Source organism: Mycobacterium sp. E796 (genome assembly GCF_001672815.1).
Classification (GTDB): domain Bacteria; phylum Actinomycetota; class Actinomycetes; order Mycobacteriales; family Mycobacteriaceae; genus Mycobacterium.
In genome coordinates this window covers 1-14,585 of record NZ_LZKK01000317.1, presented here as the reverse complement: position 1 = coordinate 14,585, position 14,585 = coordinate 1, and the positions used below count along the sequence as shown (strand labels likewise).

The window sequence follows — 14,585 nt, the reverse complement described above, 5'->3', positions numbered from 1 at the left end:
GTTGGAGGCCATGACCACCGACCCGACGCGACGGTTGTCGGCGATGGATGTGCTCGACCGCGCCGAGCAAGCGCGGCCGGCGCCGCTGGGTCCGGGCGGTGGCGCTCAGCGTGTTGATCGCCGCGCTGCTCGCCGGTGTCGGGATCGTCGGCGGCGCCATGTGGTTCGACACCATGCTGCGGCGCGAGCAGGCGCTGACCGACTATCCCGACCGGCCCGCGGCCGGCCGTGGAACGAACTGGCTGATCGTCGGCTCGGACAGCCGGCAGGGCCTCACCGCCGAGCAGCAGCAAGAGTTGGCGACCGGCGGCGATGTGGGCAGCAGCCGAACGGACACGATCCTGCTGGTGCACGTGCCCGAATTCCGGTCGAGCACACCGGCGACGATGGTGTCGATCCCGCGCGACTCGTATGTGCCCATCCCCGGCCATGGCAAGGACAAGGTCAACGCGGCGTTCGCGATCGGCGGGGCGCCCCTGCTGATCGAGACTGTCGAGCGGGCGACGGGATTGCGCCTCGATCACTACGTCGAGATCGGTTTCGGCGGATTCGCGAGCATGGTCGACGCGCTGGGCGGCGTCACCGTGTGCCCGACCGCGCCGATCAACGACCCCTTGGCCGGCATCGACCTGCCGGCGGGCTGCCAGAAACTGTCCGGCCGCGACGCGTTGGGATACGTCCGGACGCGCGACACCCCACGTGCGGATCTGGACCGGATGGCCAACCAGCGCCAGTTCCTCTCGGCGCTGCTGCACCGCGCCGCCAGCCCGGCCGTGTGGCTCGACCCGCTTCGCTGGTACTCGGTGCCCCGTACGGCCGCGGGCGCCATGACCGTCGATCGGGGCGACCACGTGTGGGATTTGGCCCGGCTCGGCTGGGCGCTGCACGGGCCGACGACCGCGCTGACCGTCCCGATCGGCGAGTTCACGACTGGCGACGCCGGCGCGGTGGTGGTGTGGGACCACGATGCCGCCGGCAGGCTGTTCGACGCGCTGGCCTCCGACGCGCCGGTGCCGGGCTGATCAGATGCTGCCGTCGGCGGCGCGCGCCCGCTGCAAATAGGCCTTGGTGCGACCCGGGTGGTGGGTGGCCAGCCAGGCCACGCCGACGTCGCGGCAGAAGTCGATGTCCTCGTACTCGTCGACGTTCCAGCAGTAGACGGCCCTGCCCTGGGCGACGGCGCGGTCCACCAGTTGCGGATAGTCCTTCAACGTCGCCAACGACGGCCCGACGGCGGTGGCGCCGACGGCCGTGGCCGCGCTGCTCGCCAAGTACCGAGCCGTTTTGCCGAGCAACACCGTCGGCAGCAAAGGCGCGGCCCGCCGGATGCGCCAGACCGCCGCCGCCGAAAACGACATGACCACCGCGCGGGAGCGGTCGGCGGATGCGGGCGCGGCTATGCCGTAGCGATGCAGCAGGGCCAGGAGCTTGTTTTCCACCAGCGAGCCGTACCGGACCGGGTGCTTGGTCTCGACGAAGATCTTGACCGGCCGGTGCCAGTCCAGGACGAGCGAAACGAGATCGTCGAACGTCAGCAGGCTGGTGTCCCCGTGCGTGCCGTCCTCACGCCAGCTGTCGTGCCAGGCGCCGTATTCGAGCTCGCGCAACTGGGCGAGCGTCATCGTGCTGACCAAACCGGCTCCCGTCGAGGTCCGGTCCAGGCGGCGGTCATGAACGCAGACGAGGTGGCCGTCGCGGGTCAGGCGCACGTCGCATTCCACGCCGTCGGCGCCCTGCTTGAGCGCGAGATCGTAGGCAGCCAAGGTGTGTTCGGGACGGGCGGCCGAAGCTCCGCGATGGGCAACGACAAAGGGATGCCCGGCGAGCACCTCGTCGGCCCACGTCATATCCCTATGCTGCCGGTTCCTGCCCCTCCAACTCAACCGGAGCGCTCGACGGGCGGTCTGCGGGACGGTCCGGTTCGACGATCACCCAGCGATGCGCGGGACGGGCTACCGGTTTGCGCTCGAAGCCTTCGAAGACACGGGCGATCGCGGCCACGGTGACCGCCGCGAACAGGTAGGCGAACACCATCAGCACGGTGTTGTTCGCGATGCCCTGCGCGTCGGTGGCGAAGCTGGTGCAGATGGCGAAGATCGAAACGAGGTAGCTAATCACCCACGCGATCCACCACTGCACGATCGGTCTTTGCGCCCGGGCGTAATGCTCTTCGACGGTTGCCAGTTCGATGACGTACACCGGCGCCCACAGCAGGTTCGCGAACGGCGCCAAGCAGCCCGCCCACAGCGCCCGGACGGAACGCGGCTCCGGCAGCCCATGGTGTGCGAACGCGGCGGCCCGTCGCGCGATCAGCCACCGGACCAACACCACCCCGGAGACGATCACCGCCGCGATCGCCGCCATGCTGGCCAGCACGCCGAGCCAATCGGCGATGACGGCCACGACCGAGTTCAGCAGGGTGTTCCGGTTGTACACCAACAGCGCATAACGCGCGACGTACACCAGTGCGGCCGCGCTCAGAATCAGCACACTCAAAAACAACGTGGTGCGCACGAGCGGCGCGGACGGCCCTGTGTGGGAAGGCTTTTCGGACGCCGGGGCGGGCGCCTGGTCGACGCGGTCCGCCAACCCCCAGCGCGGGATCACGGCGTAGCGCGGCGTGGGTCCCAGGAGCCGACGGCCGCGCCGCTGCGGCGGCGCGGCGCCGGGACGCACCGCGATCCACCGGAATCCGGGCGGCAGGCGCGGCGCCGTGCGCTGCCACGCTGGAGCCGCGGGCGGCCTCGGCGGGCTGCCCGCGGGACTCCATCGCGGGTCGGGTGACGGTGTGTCCGGCAGGGGCGCCATCAGCGCCCCGCGGCAGCGTGGGCACCAGTCACGTCGCCGGTCGCGCACATTCCACCGCGTGCCGCACTGGGAGCACACCTGAATCACCGGACCAGGGTAGCGCTGGCGACGATGCAGGCCGCGCAAGCCGCCTGGGGAGGCCTCAAGCGATTGCGGCAACACCAACAGTTGCATATGGCTATCCACAGTTTCCACAGGTTTATCCACAGTGGCACCTCGGGTATGCGCGGCATCAACACGGTCTTTACCGACTGCTGCGGACCGCATCTGTGGATAACGCGCGGCTGGTACGGCTGTGCCATAAACAACCCCGTCCGTTATCAGAGCGAAATGCATTGCCCCGCTAAGCACCCTCAGATCAGCCCGTCGGGATCGCCGGTGTGCGCCCGCTCCGCAGTTCTCCGGCACGCGGTTATCCAGTGCGTTTTCCAACCGCAGTGTGAGGGGTTATGATCACCGTCACGAAAAACCGTTGTGACTCACCTCACTTGGGTGAGGTGGACGTGCAGGTGAAAGGCGCTTGATGGCCACGCATTCGTTTGGTCCGGGTTCGCCGGCCCCGTCGAACTCGTATTCCGGCTCGCCTGCCTGCAATCACAGCTACAGCGTCGCCGCCCTGCGCGCCGCGCTGGTCGCGCTGGCGCTGCTCGCCGTCCTCGTCGTCATCGTCTTGTCTTGATTCAACGCCCACCGGGTACCCCTCGCTAGCGGCCGTTCTTGCGGCGCGCGCGGTCATGGAGCAGGGTTGATTATGGCTGGCCGCCGCGTGGCAGCCCCGCGCAGGAGCGCCAAGACGATAACCGAAGAAAGGAATGCAGTGGCTGTATACAACTTGCCGGACTTGGATTGGGATTACGGTGCGCTGGAACCGCACATCTCCGGTCAGATAAACGAACTTCATCACGACAAACACCACGCCACCTACGTCAAGGGCGCCAATGACGCCCTGGAAAAGCTCGAAGAGGCGCGGGCCAAGGGAGATCACGCGGCGATCCTATTGAACGAGAAGAACTTGGCGTTCAACTTGGGTGGTCACGTCAACCACACCATCTGGTGGAAGAACCTTTCCCCGAACGGCGGTGACAAGCCGACCGGAGAGCTCGCCGCGGCGATCGACGACGCGTTCGGGTCATTCGACAACTTCCGGGCGCAGTTCCACGCCGCTGCCACCACCGTGCAGGGGTCGGGCTGGGCGGCGCTCGGCTGGGACACGCTGGGTAACAAGCTGCTGATCTTCCAGGTGTACGACCACCAGTCGAATTTCCCGCTCGGCATCGTGCCGCTGCTGCTGCTCGACATGTGGGAGCACGCTTTCTACCTTCAGTACAAGAACGTCAAGGTTGACTTCGCCAAGGCGTTCTGGAACGTGGTGAACTGGGCGGATGTGCAGGACCGCTATGCGGCCGCGACGTCCAAGACCCAGGGGCTGATCGCCGGCTGACTTCATCTCGAAACGGCGGGAGCGTCGCGCGGATCGCGCGGCGCTCCCGTCGTTTATCGGGCGTGAATTTGGGCACTTTGAAAAGATGTACGCCAGTGACCGTGTCGGGTTGCAAGGCGCCGAAGGCGCAGGCATGCTTAATTATTCGAGCTACCAGCGTGGTTATTCGAAACGAGGCGTCGCGCGGAGGTCGAGATGGAAACCGGGTCGGATCGGCCGATAGGGGTGGCACCCTTCCATGCCCGCGGTTCCCTTAAGGGGTTTGTGATTTCCGGGCGTTGGCCCGATTCGACGAAGGAGTGGGCGCAACTGCTGATGGTGGCGGTCCGGGTCGCGTCGCTGCCCGGATTGCTTTCCACCACAACGGTGTTCGGTGCCCGCGAGGAGTTGCCCGACGAACCCGAGCCGGGCACCGTGGGCCTGGTGCTGGCCGAGGGCACCGTCTTCGGCGAATCTGCCATCCAGCCAGGGTATTTCGCGGACCATCAGCCCCCGGCATTGCTGATGTTGCATCCGCCGTCGGAAACCACGCCCTCGTTGCCGGAATGTAACGGGGCCGCGTCCGGGTGCGTGCTGCTGCCGGGACTGCCGTACCTGGGATTGGAGCACCGGGCCGCGTGGGTGGAGGCGGAGGCCGACGGAACCATCACATCGATGGTGAGCCGGGTGGGCGTCGACCCGATCAGCCATCCGGACACGGCGATCCTGGCGATGCTGCTTGCCGCGTAAGGAAATTCAAATCGAAGAATACGGCTGGCCGAAATCGGCCGCCGTCCTGGCGCCGTCCCGACCCGCCCGCTAGCCTGTGAACCGTTAGCGAAGGGGAGTAGCCCCGAATCGTCGAGTCGACATACTGGCGCATAGCCCGGCCGGCGAACCGGTCCCACGGGTCCGGTGGGCGAGACCTTCGACCGATGTTCGAGGGACCGACAGGGCCCAGATATTTCGGACGACGTGTCGAAAGGTCGCCTGCCATGCTCGCCGCCACGCTCTTAACCCTCGGGGTGGTTTTCCTCGCCGAACTCGGCGACCGGTCCCAGCTGATCACCATGACCTTCGCGCTGCGCTACCGATGGTGGGTGGTGCTCACCGGTGTGGCGATCGCCGCCTGCCTTGTGCACGGGGTGACGGTGTGGATCGGCCATTTCCTCGGCACCACCCTCCCCGCACGCCCGATGGCGTTCGCGTCGGCTATCGCGTTCCTGATCTTCGCCGTGTGGGCCTGGCGCGAGGGGACCGCCGGCGGTGAGACGGTCTCGACGAAGGGGGAATCCCGCTTCGCACTCCTGACCGTGGCGTCGTCCTTCGTGCTCGCCGAGCTGAGCGACAAGACGTCGCTCGCGACCGTCTCGTTGGCCAGCGATCACGACTGGACCGGCGTCTGGGTCGGTTCGACCCTGGGGATGGTTCTCGCCGACGGACTGGCCATCGCGGCCGGTACGTTGCTGCATCGGCGTCTCCCCCAGCAGCTGCTGCACGCCATGGCCGGGCTGCTGTTCCTGATGTTCGGCCTCTGGATGCTGTTCGACACCGCGTTGGGACTGCGCTGGGTTGCCATCGCGGTGACCGTCGCCGTCGCGCTGGCCGCCGGCGCGGTGGCCGCGGCGCAAACTCTGCGCCGGCGCCGGAAAGAGGCCGCATCCAGCGGGAGGTCACCGGACATCGGCTAGAGTGCCGTCGCGCCCTTCCCTCACGCTGTCGCGACCCCGGAAACGCCCCAGGGGTACCTTCCGGGGGCAATTAGGTGCACCCACGGCCCGTTTTGCGGGCGTGTCACCGACTTGACAGCAAAGGTTGTCGGCGACGGACGGGCGTTGCGCGCTGGTTGCCGTGCAATCGCCTAGCATCCTCGGTCGAGGCGCGCGTCCGTCCGTGGTGCCGACCGCCCGCCACGCCCGGCCGGACCCCGAACGCTGCGGATAACCTGTGAGTTTCGGTTATTTAGTGGACACCCCAGCGAATTAGTTAGACGCTCGTCAAGTGGGTATTCGGCAGTTGTCAGCAATGCCGGTACCCCACCACCCGGGGTTTGCACCTGGATGCGGCCCCAAACCGCCGGTACGATGATCAGCAAATACACCTCGGCAATAGTTCACTTCTACAGCCAAGTGGAGGTCATATCGATGAGCACGACGTTCGCCGCCCGCCTGAATCGCTTGTTCGACACGGTGTATCCACCAGGGCGCGGGCCGCACACCTCGGCGGAGGTAATCGCGGCACTCAAGGCGGAAGGCATCACGATGTCGGCTCCCTACCTGTCCCAGCTACGTTCGGGCAACCGCACCAATCCTTCGTCGGCGACCATGGCCGCCCTGGCCAACTTCTTCCGGATCAAGCCGGCCTACTTCACCGACGACGAGTACTACGAGAAGCTCGACAAGGAGTTGTCCTGGCTGGCGACGATGCGCGATGACGGTGTGCGCCGCATCGCCCTGGCCGCGGTCGGGTTGTCCCCGCAGGCGCAGCAGGACGTCGTGGAGCGGGTCAAGGAGCTCCGCCGCGCCGAACACCTGGACGCCTAGCGGACGCTCGGGTCCGGCCGGCTGCACGCCCCGACCTGAACGGATGCCGTCGGCGCATGCCGATTAGGGTTGGCTTTCGGATCGCGCACACGCGAGCGATGGACGACGAAGCCAGCGAGATTATCGGGAGGCGGCCGGCAATGGGCCTGTTCCGCAAGCGAAAGAGTCGCGCGACGCGTCGCGCCGAGGCCCGAGCGATCAAGGCCCGCGCCAAGCTCGAGGCCAAGCTGGCCGCCAAGAACGACGCCCGCCGGCTCAAGGCCGACCGGCGCGCCGCCGAAAAGGCCCTCAAGGCACAGATCAAATCGCAGCGGGACAGCGACCGCACGGCGTTGAAGGTCGCCGAGGCCGAGCTCAAGACCGCACGGGAGGGCAAGTTGCTGTCGCCGACTCGGATCCGCCGGGTGCTGACCGTATCTCGGTTGCTCGCGCCCATCCTGACGCCGCTGATCTACCGCGGCGCCATGGCCGCCCGCGCTGTGATCGACCAGCGGCGCGCGGATCAGCTCGGCGTGCCGTTGGCGCAGATCGGCCAGTTCTCCGGACAGGGCGCCCAGCTGTCGGCCCGGATCGCCGGCTCGGAGAAGTCGCTGCGGGTGGTGCAGGAAAAGAAGCCCAAGGACGCCGAGACCAAGCAGTTCGTCGGCGCCATCACCGAACGGCTCAGCGACCTCTCGGCGGCCGTCACCGCCGCGGAGAACATGCCGGCCGCGCGGCGACGGGCGGCGCACGCGGCGATCTCGTCGCAGCTCGACGGCATCGAGGCGGACCTGATGGCGCGCCTCGGACTGACGTGACCGCCGCGCGCGTCCTGATCGCGGTCGCAGCCCTCTATCTCGCTTCGGCGGCCGGCATCCCGACGGCGTGGGCGCACGTGCACGCCAGCAGCGACAACCCGGTCCGCGGCGCCATGGCAATCGTCACCTTCCAGGTGCCCAACGAATCCAATACGGGTGCGGCGACCACCGCGCTGACAGTCGGCCTGCCCAACGTGGCCGCGGCGAGCACCGAAACCCTTCCCGGATGGACGGCCGGGCTGGACCGCGATGCGGCGGCCGGCACCGTCCGCTCGGTGACCTGGACCGCCGCGCCCAACGCCGGGATCGCGCCGGACCAATTCGCGCTGTTCCGGATCTCGGTGCAACTGCCCGACTCCGACACCGTCAGCTTCCCGGCCACCCAGACGTATTCCGACGGCACGGTCGTGAAGTGGGACCAGCCGCCGCTGCCCGGCGGCGGTGAGCCGGAACACCCCGCACCCGCGTTGACGCTCAGCGCGTCGGCCGGGGCATCACACGAGCACCACCAACCTGCTGCGGCCGCGCAGCCGAGGTCATCCGACACCACCGCGCGCGTGCTGGGCGGGGCGGCGCTGGCGCTGGCCGTCCTGGGGGTGGCCCTCGCCGTGGTCCGCCGCCGGGCATGACGCGCCGGGCGCTCGCCGCCTGGGCAGGCCTCCTGCTGGCCGCCATGATGTCGACCGCGATCTTCACCGCACAACCGGCGTCCGCGCATGCGGCGCGGTTGTCCACCGACCCCGCCGACAATGCGGTTCTCACGGCCGGTCCCGCCCGGGTGACCGCGACGTTCAACGAGCGGTTGCAGACGACGTTCGCAGCCATGACGGTCGTCGGACCCGACGGCAACCAGTGGTCGAGCGGGGAACCCAGCGTGCAGGGCGCGGTCGTCGGCGTCGGCGTGCGGCCGCTCGGCCCGGCCGGGACCTACACCGTGAATTACCGCGTGACGTCCGCGGATGGCCACGTGGTGTCGGGGTCCTGGTCGTTTCGGCTGACGGTGCCTGGCACCGGAACGCCCGGGCCGCCTACGGCAGGCCCCGACGGCGGTGGCGGCATCCCGGCGTGGCCGTTCGCGGTGGCGGCCGTGGCCCTGGTCGCCGCCGGCGGCTGGTGGGCGGTGCGCCGCAGACCCTGAGCGCCCTGGCCGGCGAGGCCGTCCCGCGCCTCCTGGCATGATGGGACCCGAGCAACCCGGCCCGCGCGAACGAACTCTAGAGAGCTGCAAAGGAGCGGCCGCATGGCAGACCCGCAGGACCAACCCAACAGCGAACCCGACGGCGCTTCGACACCACCGGAGAAGAAACCTCCCGCCAAGGCCGCCAAGAAGGCGGCGAAAGCGCCCGCTAAAAAGGCACCTGCGAAGAAGGCACCGGCGAAAAAGGCGGCTGCCAAAAAAGCGCCCGCCAAGAAGGCCCCCGCCAAGGCTCCGCCGCCGGCGCCACCCCTCGGCATACAGCAGCGGATCGAGACCAACGGTGAACTCGCCGCTGCCGCCAAAGATGCTGCCGCACAAGCAAAGTCGACCGTGGAGGGCGCCAACAACCCGGTCGCTCCCCAGGCCGCGCCGGCCGCAGCCGGCCAATCCCGGGTGCCGCTGATCGTGGCCGTGGCACTCAGCCTGCTGGCGATCCTGCTGATCCGGCAGCTGCGGCGCCACTGAGGTGGCGGTGTCATTTCGGCCGACCGCCGACCTCGTCGATGCCATCGGCCCCGACGTACGCAGCTGCGACCTTCAATTCCGCCAATTCGGCGGCCGCTCGGAATTCGCCGGGCCCATCAGCACCGTGCGCTGCTTTCAGGACAACGCGCTGCTGAAGTCGGTGCTCTCGGGGCCGGGCAACGGCGGGGTACTCGTGATCGACGGCTCCGGTTCGCTGCACACCGCGCTCGTCGGCGACGTCATCGCCGAATTGGCCCGCTCCAACGGCTGGGCCGGGCTGGTCATCAACGGCGCGGTGCGTGACGCCGCGGCGCTGCGCGGCATCGACATCGGCATCAAGGCGCTCGGCACCAATCCCCGCAAGAGCGGCAAGACCGGCGCCGGGGAGCGCGACATCGAAATCAGCCTCGGCGGAGTGACTTTCGCGCCCGGCGATATCGCCTACAGCGACGACGACGGCATCGTCGTCACCGCGGCGGGCTAAACCGTTACGACCGCGGGGTTTTTGGCGAACCGCAGGCCCTCGTCGGCGATCTTGCCGCGGCGGACCAGCCGGATGTCGCGCACGTAGTTCTGGTTCAACCGCCATGGCGTACGTGAGCCCTGCTTGGGCAACTCGTCGAGCGAGCGCAGCACATAGCCGGGAGTGAAGTCCATGAACGGACGCTCTTCGACGTCGGAGCCCGGGTGCTCGACGACCACGGTGTCAAAGCCGTTGTCGTCCATGTAGTTCAGCAGCCGGCAGGCGAACTCGGACACCAGGTCGGCCTTCAGCGTCCACGACGCATTGGTGTAGCCGACGGTGTAGACCATGTTTGGCAGCCCGGACAGCATCATGCCCTTGTAAGCCATCGTCTTGGTCAGGTCTACCGGCTGTCCATCGATGGTCACGGTCGCGCCACCGAACAGCTGCAGGTTCAAACCCGTTGCGGTGATGATGATGTCGGCGGGAAGCTCCTGACCCGACTTGAGCCGGATGCCGGTCGGGGTGAATCGGTCGATGGCGTCGGTGACCACGTCGGCCTTGCCCTTCCGGATGACGCGAAAGAGGTCGCCGCTGGGGACGAGGCACAGCCGCTGGTCCCACGGGTTGTAATGCGGGCCGAAGTGCTTTTGTACGTCGTACCCCTCGGGAAGCTGGCGCTGCACAAGGCCGAGCAGGATCTTTCGCATCCGCTGCGGCCACTTCTGACAGGCCGCGTAAAGCGCCGCCTGGCGCAGCACGTTCCGCCAGCGAATCGCGGTGTACGCCTGCTTCTCCGGCAGCAAGCGGTTGAGCCGCTCGGCCAACTTGTCCCGCTTCGGCTGCGAGACGATGTAGGTCGGTGAGCGCTGCAGCATCGTGACGTGCTTGGCGCCCGACTCCGCCATCGCCGGGATCAGGGTGACCGCCGTGGCGCCACTGCCGATCACGACGACGTTCTTGTCGGTGTAGTCGAGGTCCTCGGGCCAGTGCTGCGGGTGGATGATCGGGCCCTGGAAATCCTCCGAGCCGGCGAACTTCGGCGCGAATCCCTGTTCGTAGTTGTAGTAGCCGCTGCACAGGAACAGGAACGTGCACGTGATTGTGCTTGGCGCGCCGTTGTTTTCGACCTGTAGCGTCCAGCGGTTCTCCGCGTTGGACCAGTCGGCGCTGACCACCCTGTGGTTGAGCCGGATGTGCTTGTCGATGCCGTACATGGCCGCGGTGCCCTTGACGTAGTCGAGGATCGGCCCGCCGTCGGCGATGGCCTGGCGCTCGGTCCACGGACGGAACCGGAAGCCCAGCGTGTACATGTCCGAGTCGGACCGGATGCCCGGGTAGCGGAACAAATCCCAGGTGCCCCCCATGGCCGCGCGCTTCTCCAAAATGGCGTAGCTCTTGGTCGGGCAGCGGTCCTGCAGGTGCCAGGCGGCGCTCACGCCGGAGATGCCGGCCCCCACGATGACGACGTCGAGGTGCTCAGTCATGGGGCCACGCTATCAACACACTGTTGAACCAGTCAACGACATGTCGAAACTTTCGACTCCATGTAAAGTAATGCCCGTGACTACCGCCGGCACCACTCGCGCCCTCCGCGGCCGCCGCGCGATGCGCCCCTCGGGCGACGACCGCGAGCAGGCCATCCTGGCGACCGCCGAACGGCTGCTGGAAGAGCGCGGGTTCGCCGCCATCTCGGTCGACGACCTGGCCAAGGGCGCCGGCCTCTCCCGCCCGACGTTCTACTTCTATTTCAAGTCCAAGGAGGACGTGCTGCTGTCGTTGCTGGAGCCGGTCATCGCGCGCGCCGACTCTGAGTTCGACGGGGCGGTGCAGCGGCTGCCGGAAGACCCGCGCCGGGTGTGGCGCAACGGCATCAAGGCCTTCTACACGGCGTTCGGCTCGCGCCGAACGCTGGCGCGCGCCGCGACGGAGGCGCTGGCCACCAGCTCCGAGCTCCGGTCGATGTGGCTGGGATTCATGCAGAAGTGGATCGACCAGACCGCGGCGATGATCACCGCCGAGCGCGCCCGCGGCGCCGCCCCGGAGACCATCCCTGCGGCCGACCTCGCGACCTCGCTGAACCAGATGAACGAGCGCACGATGATGGCCGCGCTGTCGGCCGAGACGCCGGCGGTCGACGAGGACCGGGTCGTCGACACCCTCACGCACATCTGGGTCACCAGCATCTACGGCCAAACCGTTTAGCCGTCGGACCCCCGTGCGAACATATGTTCGTGCGGTGTGATGCGTCCATCCTGCACGCGGACCTTGACTCGTTCTACGCGTCCGTCGAACAGCGCGACGACCCGACGTTGCGCGGCCGCCCGGTGATCGTCGGCGGCGGCGTGGTGCTGGCTGCGAGCTACGAGGCCAAGGCCTACGGCGTGCGCACGGCGATGGGCGGCGCGCAGGCGCGGCGGCTGTGCCCGCACGCCGTGGTCGTACCGCCGCGGATGAACGCCTACAGCCGCGCCAGCGACGCCGTGTTCGAGGTGTTCCGTGACTGCACACCGATCGTGGAGGCGTTGTCGGTCGATGAAGCGTTTCTGGATGTCGGCGGGCTGCGCCGGGTCTCCGGCACCCCGACCCAGATCGCGCACAGGCTGCGCGCCGACGTGCGCAGCCGGGTCGGGCTGCCCATCACCGTCGGGATCGCGCGGACGAAATTCCTCGCCAAAGTGGCCAGCCAGGAGGCCAAGCCCGACGGGCTGCTGCTGGTGCCGCCCGATCAGGAGCTGGCGTTCCTGCGCCCGTTGCCGGTGCGCCGGTTGTGGGGCGTCGGCGCGGTCACCGCCGAGAAGCTGCATGCGCACGGCCTGGCGACGGTCGCCGACGTCGCCGAGCTGAGCGAGTCGACGCTGGCCTCGCTTCTTGGGCCCGCGATGGGCCGCCAGCTGTATGCGCTGTCCCGCAACATCGACCGCCGCCGGGTGACCACCGGCGTGCGACGTCGGTCCGTGGGCGCACAACGGGCGCTGGGCCGCGCGGGCAACCGCATGTCGGCCGCCGAGATCGACGCCGTGGTGGTGAACCTGATCGACCGGATCACCGCCCGGATGCGCACGGCGGGCCGCACCGGCCGCACGGTGGTACTGCGCCTGCGCTTCGACGACTTTGGCCGGGCGACGCGCTCGCATACCTTGCCGTGGGCCACCTCGTCGACTCAGCCCATCCTGGCCGCCGCGCGGCAGCTGGTCGCGTCCGCAGCTCCCCTGATCGCGCAGCGCGGGCTGACGTTGGTGGGGTTCGCGGTATCAGGGATCGACCGCAGCGGCGCTCAGCAGCTGATGCTGCCGTTCGGTGAGGACGCGGGCCGACTCGAAATTGACGACGCGATCGACCGGGTGCGCCGCCGGTATGGCAAGTCCGCGCTCACGCCCGCCGTATTGGTCGGCCGGGACCCGGGCTTTGAAATGCCACATCTACCCGACTGACGCGCCCACAAGAATCTCGCAAGTCGCCGCGTTTAACCTACGGCCCAGCCGGACTCGAAATGAAAGCGTAGATTTTCAGCTACTTGTGTCTCGTTCGCCCCGTTCACATCCCAGAGGAGCCGCAGATGCCGTCTTTCGTCCTGATATCTCCCGAGATCGTCACCGCAGCGTCGTCGGATTTAGGCGGCATTGGATTGTCGATTAAGTCGGCCAATGCGGCGGCGGCGGGCTCCACGACGTCGTTATTGGCGGCGGGACAGGATGAGGTTTCGGCTGCGATTTCTTCGTTGTTCGGCAGCTACGCCCGGGAGTTTCAGGCACTCAGCGCGCAGGCGACGGCTTTTCATGACCAATTCGTGCAGTCGTTGACCGCCGGTGCGGGAGCCTATTCGGCCGTCGAGGCGGCCAATGCCGACCCGTTGACGGCGTTGGTCGGCGAACTGCAGAGCCTGACCGCGGGATTGCCGCCCGGGCCGGTCAAGCTGCTGACGGGGCGCCCGCTGATCGGCAATGGCGCCGACGGGGCGCCGGGGACCGGGCAGGCCGGCGGCAACGGCGGCTGGCTAATCGGGGACGGCGGTAAAGGTGGATCCGGCGGGACCGGGCAAAACGGGGGAGCCGGCGGGTCGGCGGGCCTGTGGGGCCACGGCGGTAACGGCGGGGCCGGCGGAAACGGCGCGGGTGGCATCGTCGGCGGCACGGGCGGCAACGGCGGGGCCGGCGGCGCCAACGGATGGCTCGGCGGCGGGCCCGGCGGCGCCGGCGGGAACGGTGGAGTCGGCGGGCCCGGTGTCATCGCAAGCGGCGGTAACGGCGGCGCCGGCGGGACCGGAGGGGCCAACAGGCACCTGTTGTCCCTGTTCAATGGCGCCGGCGGGGCCGGCGGGGCCGGCGGCCAGGGCGGGACCGGCGCGGTGGGCGTTCACAACACCACGGCCGGCGGTACCGGCTTCCACGGAGGGCACGGCGGAACCGGCGGGGACGGCGGGGCCGGCGGCGCGAACCACGCCCTACTGGGCGGCTGGAGCGGGACGGGCGGCTTGGGCGGCGACGGCGGCCAGGGCGGCCAAGGCGGGTCTGGTGGTGACGGCTCCGGTAACGCCGGCGGAAACGGGGGTGTCGGCGGCTTCGGCGGTGACGCCGGCGCGGGCGGAGCCAGCGGCGCCGCGGGAATGTTCTTCGGTCACGCCGGCAACGGTGGACATGGCGGCACCGGCGGTCAGGGCGGTCAGGGCGGCACCGGCGGGCTTGCCGACGGCACCCTGGCCCACGCGTTCGGCGGGCAGGGCGGCCTCGGCGGCCAGGGCGGCGCCGGCGGGGCCGGCGGCAACTCGAGCGGTGGAGTCAACGGCACCGGAGGCAATGGTGGTCTCGGGGGTACCGGAGGGTTCGGCGGGAACGGCCAGACCGATCCCACCAGCGGCAACGAGATTTGGGCCGGTGGCGGCGGCGGTGGC

The 14,585-nt window shown here is 68.7% G+C and carries 17 protein-coding genes; 14 read left to right on the top strand and 3 right to left on the bottom strand.

Translation table 11 applies throughout. The features are described from left to right. The first annotated feature begins 47 nt into the window (after positions 1-47). Positions 48-1,022: an LCP family protein gene (locus tag A5706_RS25370; RefSeq protein ID WP_082964611.1), complete on the top strand. Its 975-nt coding sequence runs from the start codon at positions 48-50 to the stop codon at positions 1,020-1,022. Here A5706_RS25370 and A5706_RS25365 read toward each other — a convergent pair whose 3' ends face one another. Both A5706_RS25365 and A5706_RS25360 read right to left on the bottom strand, forming a co-directional pair. Next, entirely contained in the window at positions 1,023-1,847 is an 825-nt protein-coding gene (locus A5706_RS25365; protein ID WP_068103366.1) for a glycerophosphodiester phosphodiesterase, read from the bottom strand. A gap of 4 nt (positions 1,848-1,851) precedes the next feature. Further along, a complete protein-coding gene (locus A5706_RS25360; RefSeq protein ID WP_082964610.1) occupies positions 1,852-2,895 on the bottom strand; it encodes a DUF4328 domain-containing protein in 1,044 nt (347 codons plus the stop codon). Between the two features lie 436 nt (positions 2,896-3,331). Here A5706_RS25360 and A5706_RS33810 point away from each other — a divergent pair, with 436 nt between their 5' ends. The 10 genes from A5706_RS33810 to rraA all read left to right on the top strand — a co-directional run bounded on the left by A5706_RS33810 (position 3,332) and on the right by rraA (position 9,715). Next, a complete protein-coding gene (locus tag A5706_RS33810; protein WP_173817455.1) occupies positions 3,332-3,487 on the top strand; it encodes a hypothetical protein in 156 nt (51 codons plus the stop codon). 138 nt (positions 3,488-3,625) lie between these two features. Next, the gene (locus A5706_RS25355; protein WP_067150615.1) at positions 3,626-4,249 is read left to right on the top strand and encodes a superoxide dismutase; all 624 of its coding nucleotides are present in this window, start codon (positions 3,626-3,628) and stop codon (positions 4,247-4,249) included. A 195-nt stretch (positions 4,250-4,444) separates the two neighbouring features. Next, the gene (locus tag A5706_RS25350) at positions 4,445-4,978 is read left to right on the top strand and encodes a peptidase (protein WP_067011508.1); all 534 of its coding nucleotides are present in this window, start codon (positions 4,445-4,447) and stop codon (positions 4,976-4,978) included. Between the two features lie 245 nt (positions 4,979-5,223). Then, positions 5,224-5,919, top strand: coding sequence for a TMEM165/GDT1 family protein (locus A5706_RS25345; RefSeq protein ID WP_156767323.1), 696 nt, complete (start codon positions 5,224-5,226; stop codon positions 5,917-5,919). 453 nt (positions 5,920-6,372) lie between these two features. Beyond that, positions 6,373-6,771: a helix-turn-helix transcriptional regulator gene (locus A5706_RS25340; RefSeq protein ID WP_066930409.1), complete on the top strand. Its 399-nt coding sequence runs from the start codon at positions 6,373-6,375 to the stop codon at positions 6,769-6,771. A gap of 140 nt (positions 6,772-6,911) precedes the next feature. Further along, on the top strand, positions 6,912-7,568 hold the full coding sequence (locus tag A5706_RS25335; protein ID WP_068103440.1) for a DUF6474 family protein: 657 nt from the start codon (positions 6,912-6,914) through the stop codon (positions 7,566-7,568). Next, entirely contained in the window at positions 7,565-8,197 is a 633-nt protein-coding gene (locus A5706_RS25330; protein WP_068137095.1) for a YcnI family protein, read from the top strand. The genes A5706_RS25335 and A5706_RS25330 overlap by 4 nt, the downstream gene beginning before the upstream one ends. Then, complete coding sequence (locus A5706_RS25325; protein ID WP_068137092.1) at positions 8,194-8,706, top strand: copper resistance CopC family protein; 513 nt, start codon at positions 8,194-8,196, stop codon at positions 8,704-8,706. The genes A5706_RS25330 and A5706_RS25325 overlap by 4 nt, the downstream gene beginning before the upstream one ends. A gap of 102 nt (positions 8,707-8,808) precedes the next feature. After that, positions 8,809-9,231, top strand: coding sequence for a nucleoid-structuring protein H-NS (locus tag A5706_RS35040; protein WP_068137090.1), 423 nt, complete (start codon positions 8,809-8,811; stop codon positions 9,229-9,231). A 1-nt stretch (position 9,232) separates the two neighbouring features. Continuing rightward, on the top strand, positions 9,233-9,715 hold the full coding sequence (gene rraA / locus A5706_RS25315; RefSeq protein WP_068137087.1) for a ribonuclease E activity regulator RraA: 483 nt from the start codon (positions 9,233-9,235) through the stop codon (positions 9,713-9,715). Here the strand turns inward: rraA and A5706_RS25310 are convergent. Then, positions 9,712-11,181, bottom strand: a complete 1,470-nt coding sequence (locus A5706_RS25310; protein WP_068137084.1) for an NAD(P)/FAD-dependent oxidoreductase — start codon at positions 11,179-11,181, stop codon at positions 9,712-9,714. The two genes, rraA and A5706_RS25310, sit on opposite strands and share 4 nt — an antisense overlap. A 76-nt stretch (positions 11,182-11,257) precedes the next feature. On the opposite strand from A5706_RS25310, the gene A5706_RS25305 reads away from it, so the two are divergent. The 3 genes from A5706_RS25305 to A5706_RS25295 all read left to right on the top strand — a co-directional run. After that, complete coding sequence (locus A5706_RS25305; protein WP_068137100.1) at positions 11,258-11,899, top strand: TetR/AcrR family transcriptional regulator; 642 nt, start codon at positions 11,258-11,260, stop codon at positions 11,897-11,899. Positions 11,900-11,922: 23 nt separating this feature from the next. Further along, positions 11,923-13,128 (top strand): DNA polymerase IV, encoded by a 1,206-nt coding sequence (gene dinB, locus A5706_RS25300; protein WP_068137081.1) that lies wholly within the window; start codon positions 11,923-11,925, stop codon positions 13,126-13,128. Positions 13,129-13,253: 125 nt separating this feature from the next. Beyond that, positions 13,254-14,585: PE family protein (locus A5706_RS25295; RefSeq protein WP_156767322.1), on the top strand; the 1,332-nt coding region annotated here is incomplete at its 3' end.

Coding starts and splice junctions, on each gene's coding strand:
- A5706_RS25335 (WP_068103440.1), top strand. CDS start 6,912: ATGGGCCTGTTCCGCAAGCGAAAGAGTCGCGCGACGCGTCGCGCCGAG.
- A5706_RS25350 (WP_067011508.1), top strand. CDS start 4,445: ATGGAAACCGGGTCGGATCGGCCGATAGGGGTGGCACCCTTCCATGCC.
- A5706_RS25365 (WP_068103366.1), bottom strand. CDS start 1,847: ATGACGTGGGCCGACGAGGTGCTCGCCGGGCATCCCTTTGTCGTTGCC.
- A5706_RS33810 (WP_173817455.1), top strand. CDS start 3,332: ATGGCCACGCATTCGTTTGGTCCGGGTTCGCCGGCCCCGTCGAACTCG.
- A5706_RS25345 (WP_156767323.1), top strand. CDS start 5,224: ATGCTCGCCGCCACGCTCTTAACCCTCGGGGTGGTTTTCCTCGCCGAA.
- A5706_RS25340 (WP_066930409.1), top strand. CDS start 6,373: ATGAGCACGACGTTCGCCGCCCGCCTGAATCGCTTGTTCGACACGGTG.
- A5706_RS35040 (WP_068137090.1), top strand. CDS start 8,809: ATGGCAGACCCGCAGGACCAACCCAACAGCGAACCCGACGGCGCTTCG.
- A5706_RS25325 (WP_068137092.1), top strand. CDS start 8,194: ATGACGCGCCGGGCGCTCGCCGCCTGGGCAGGCCTCCTGCTGGCCGCC.
- A5706_RS25310 (WP_068137084.1), bottom strand. CDS start 11,181: ATGACTGAGCACCTCGACGTCGTCATCGTGGGGGCCGGCATCTCCGGC.
- A5706_RS25370 (WP_082964611.1), top strand. CDS start 48: ATGTGCTCGACCGCGCCGAGCAAGCGCGGCCGGCGCCGCTGGGTCCGG.
- dinB (WP_068137081.1), top strand. CDS start 11,923: ATGTTCGTGCGGTGTGATGCGTCCATCCTGCACGCGGACCTTGACTCG.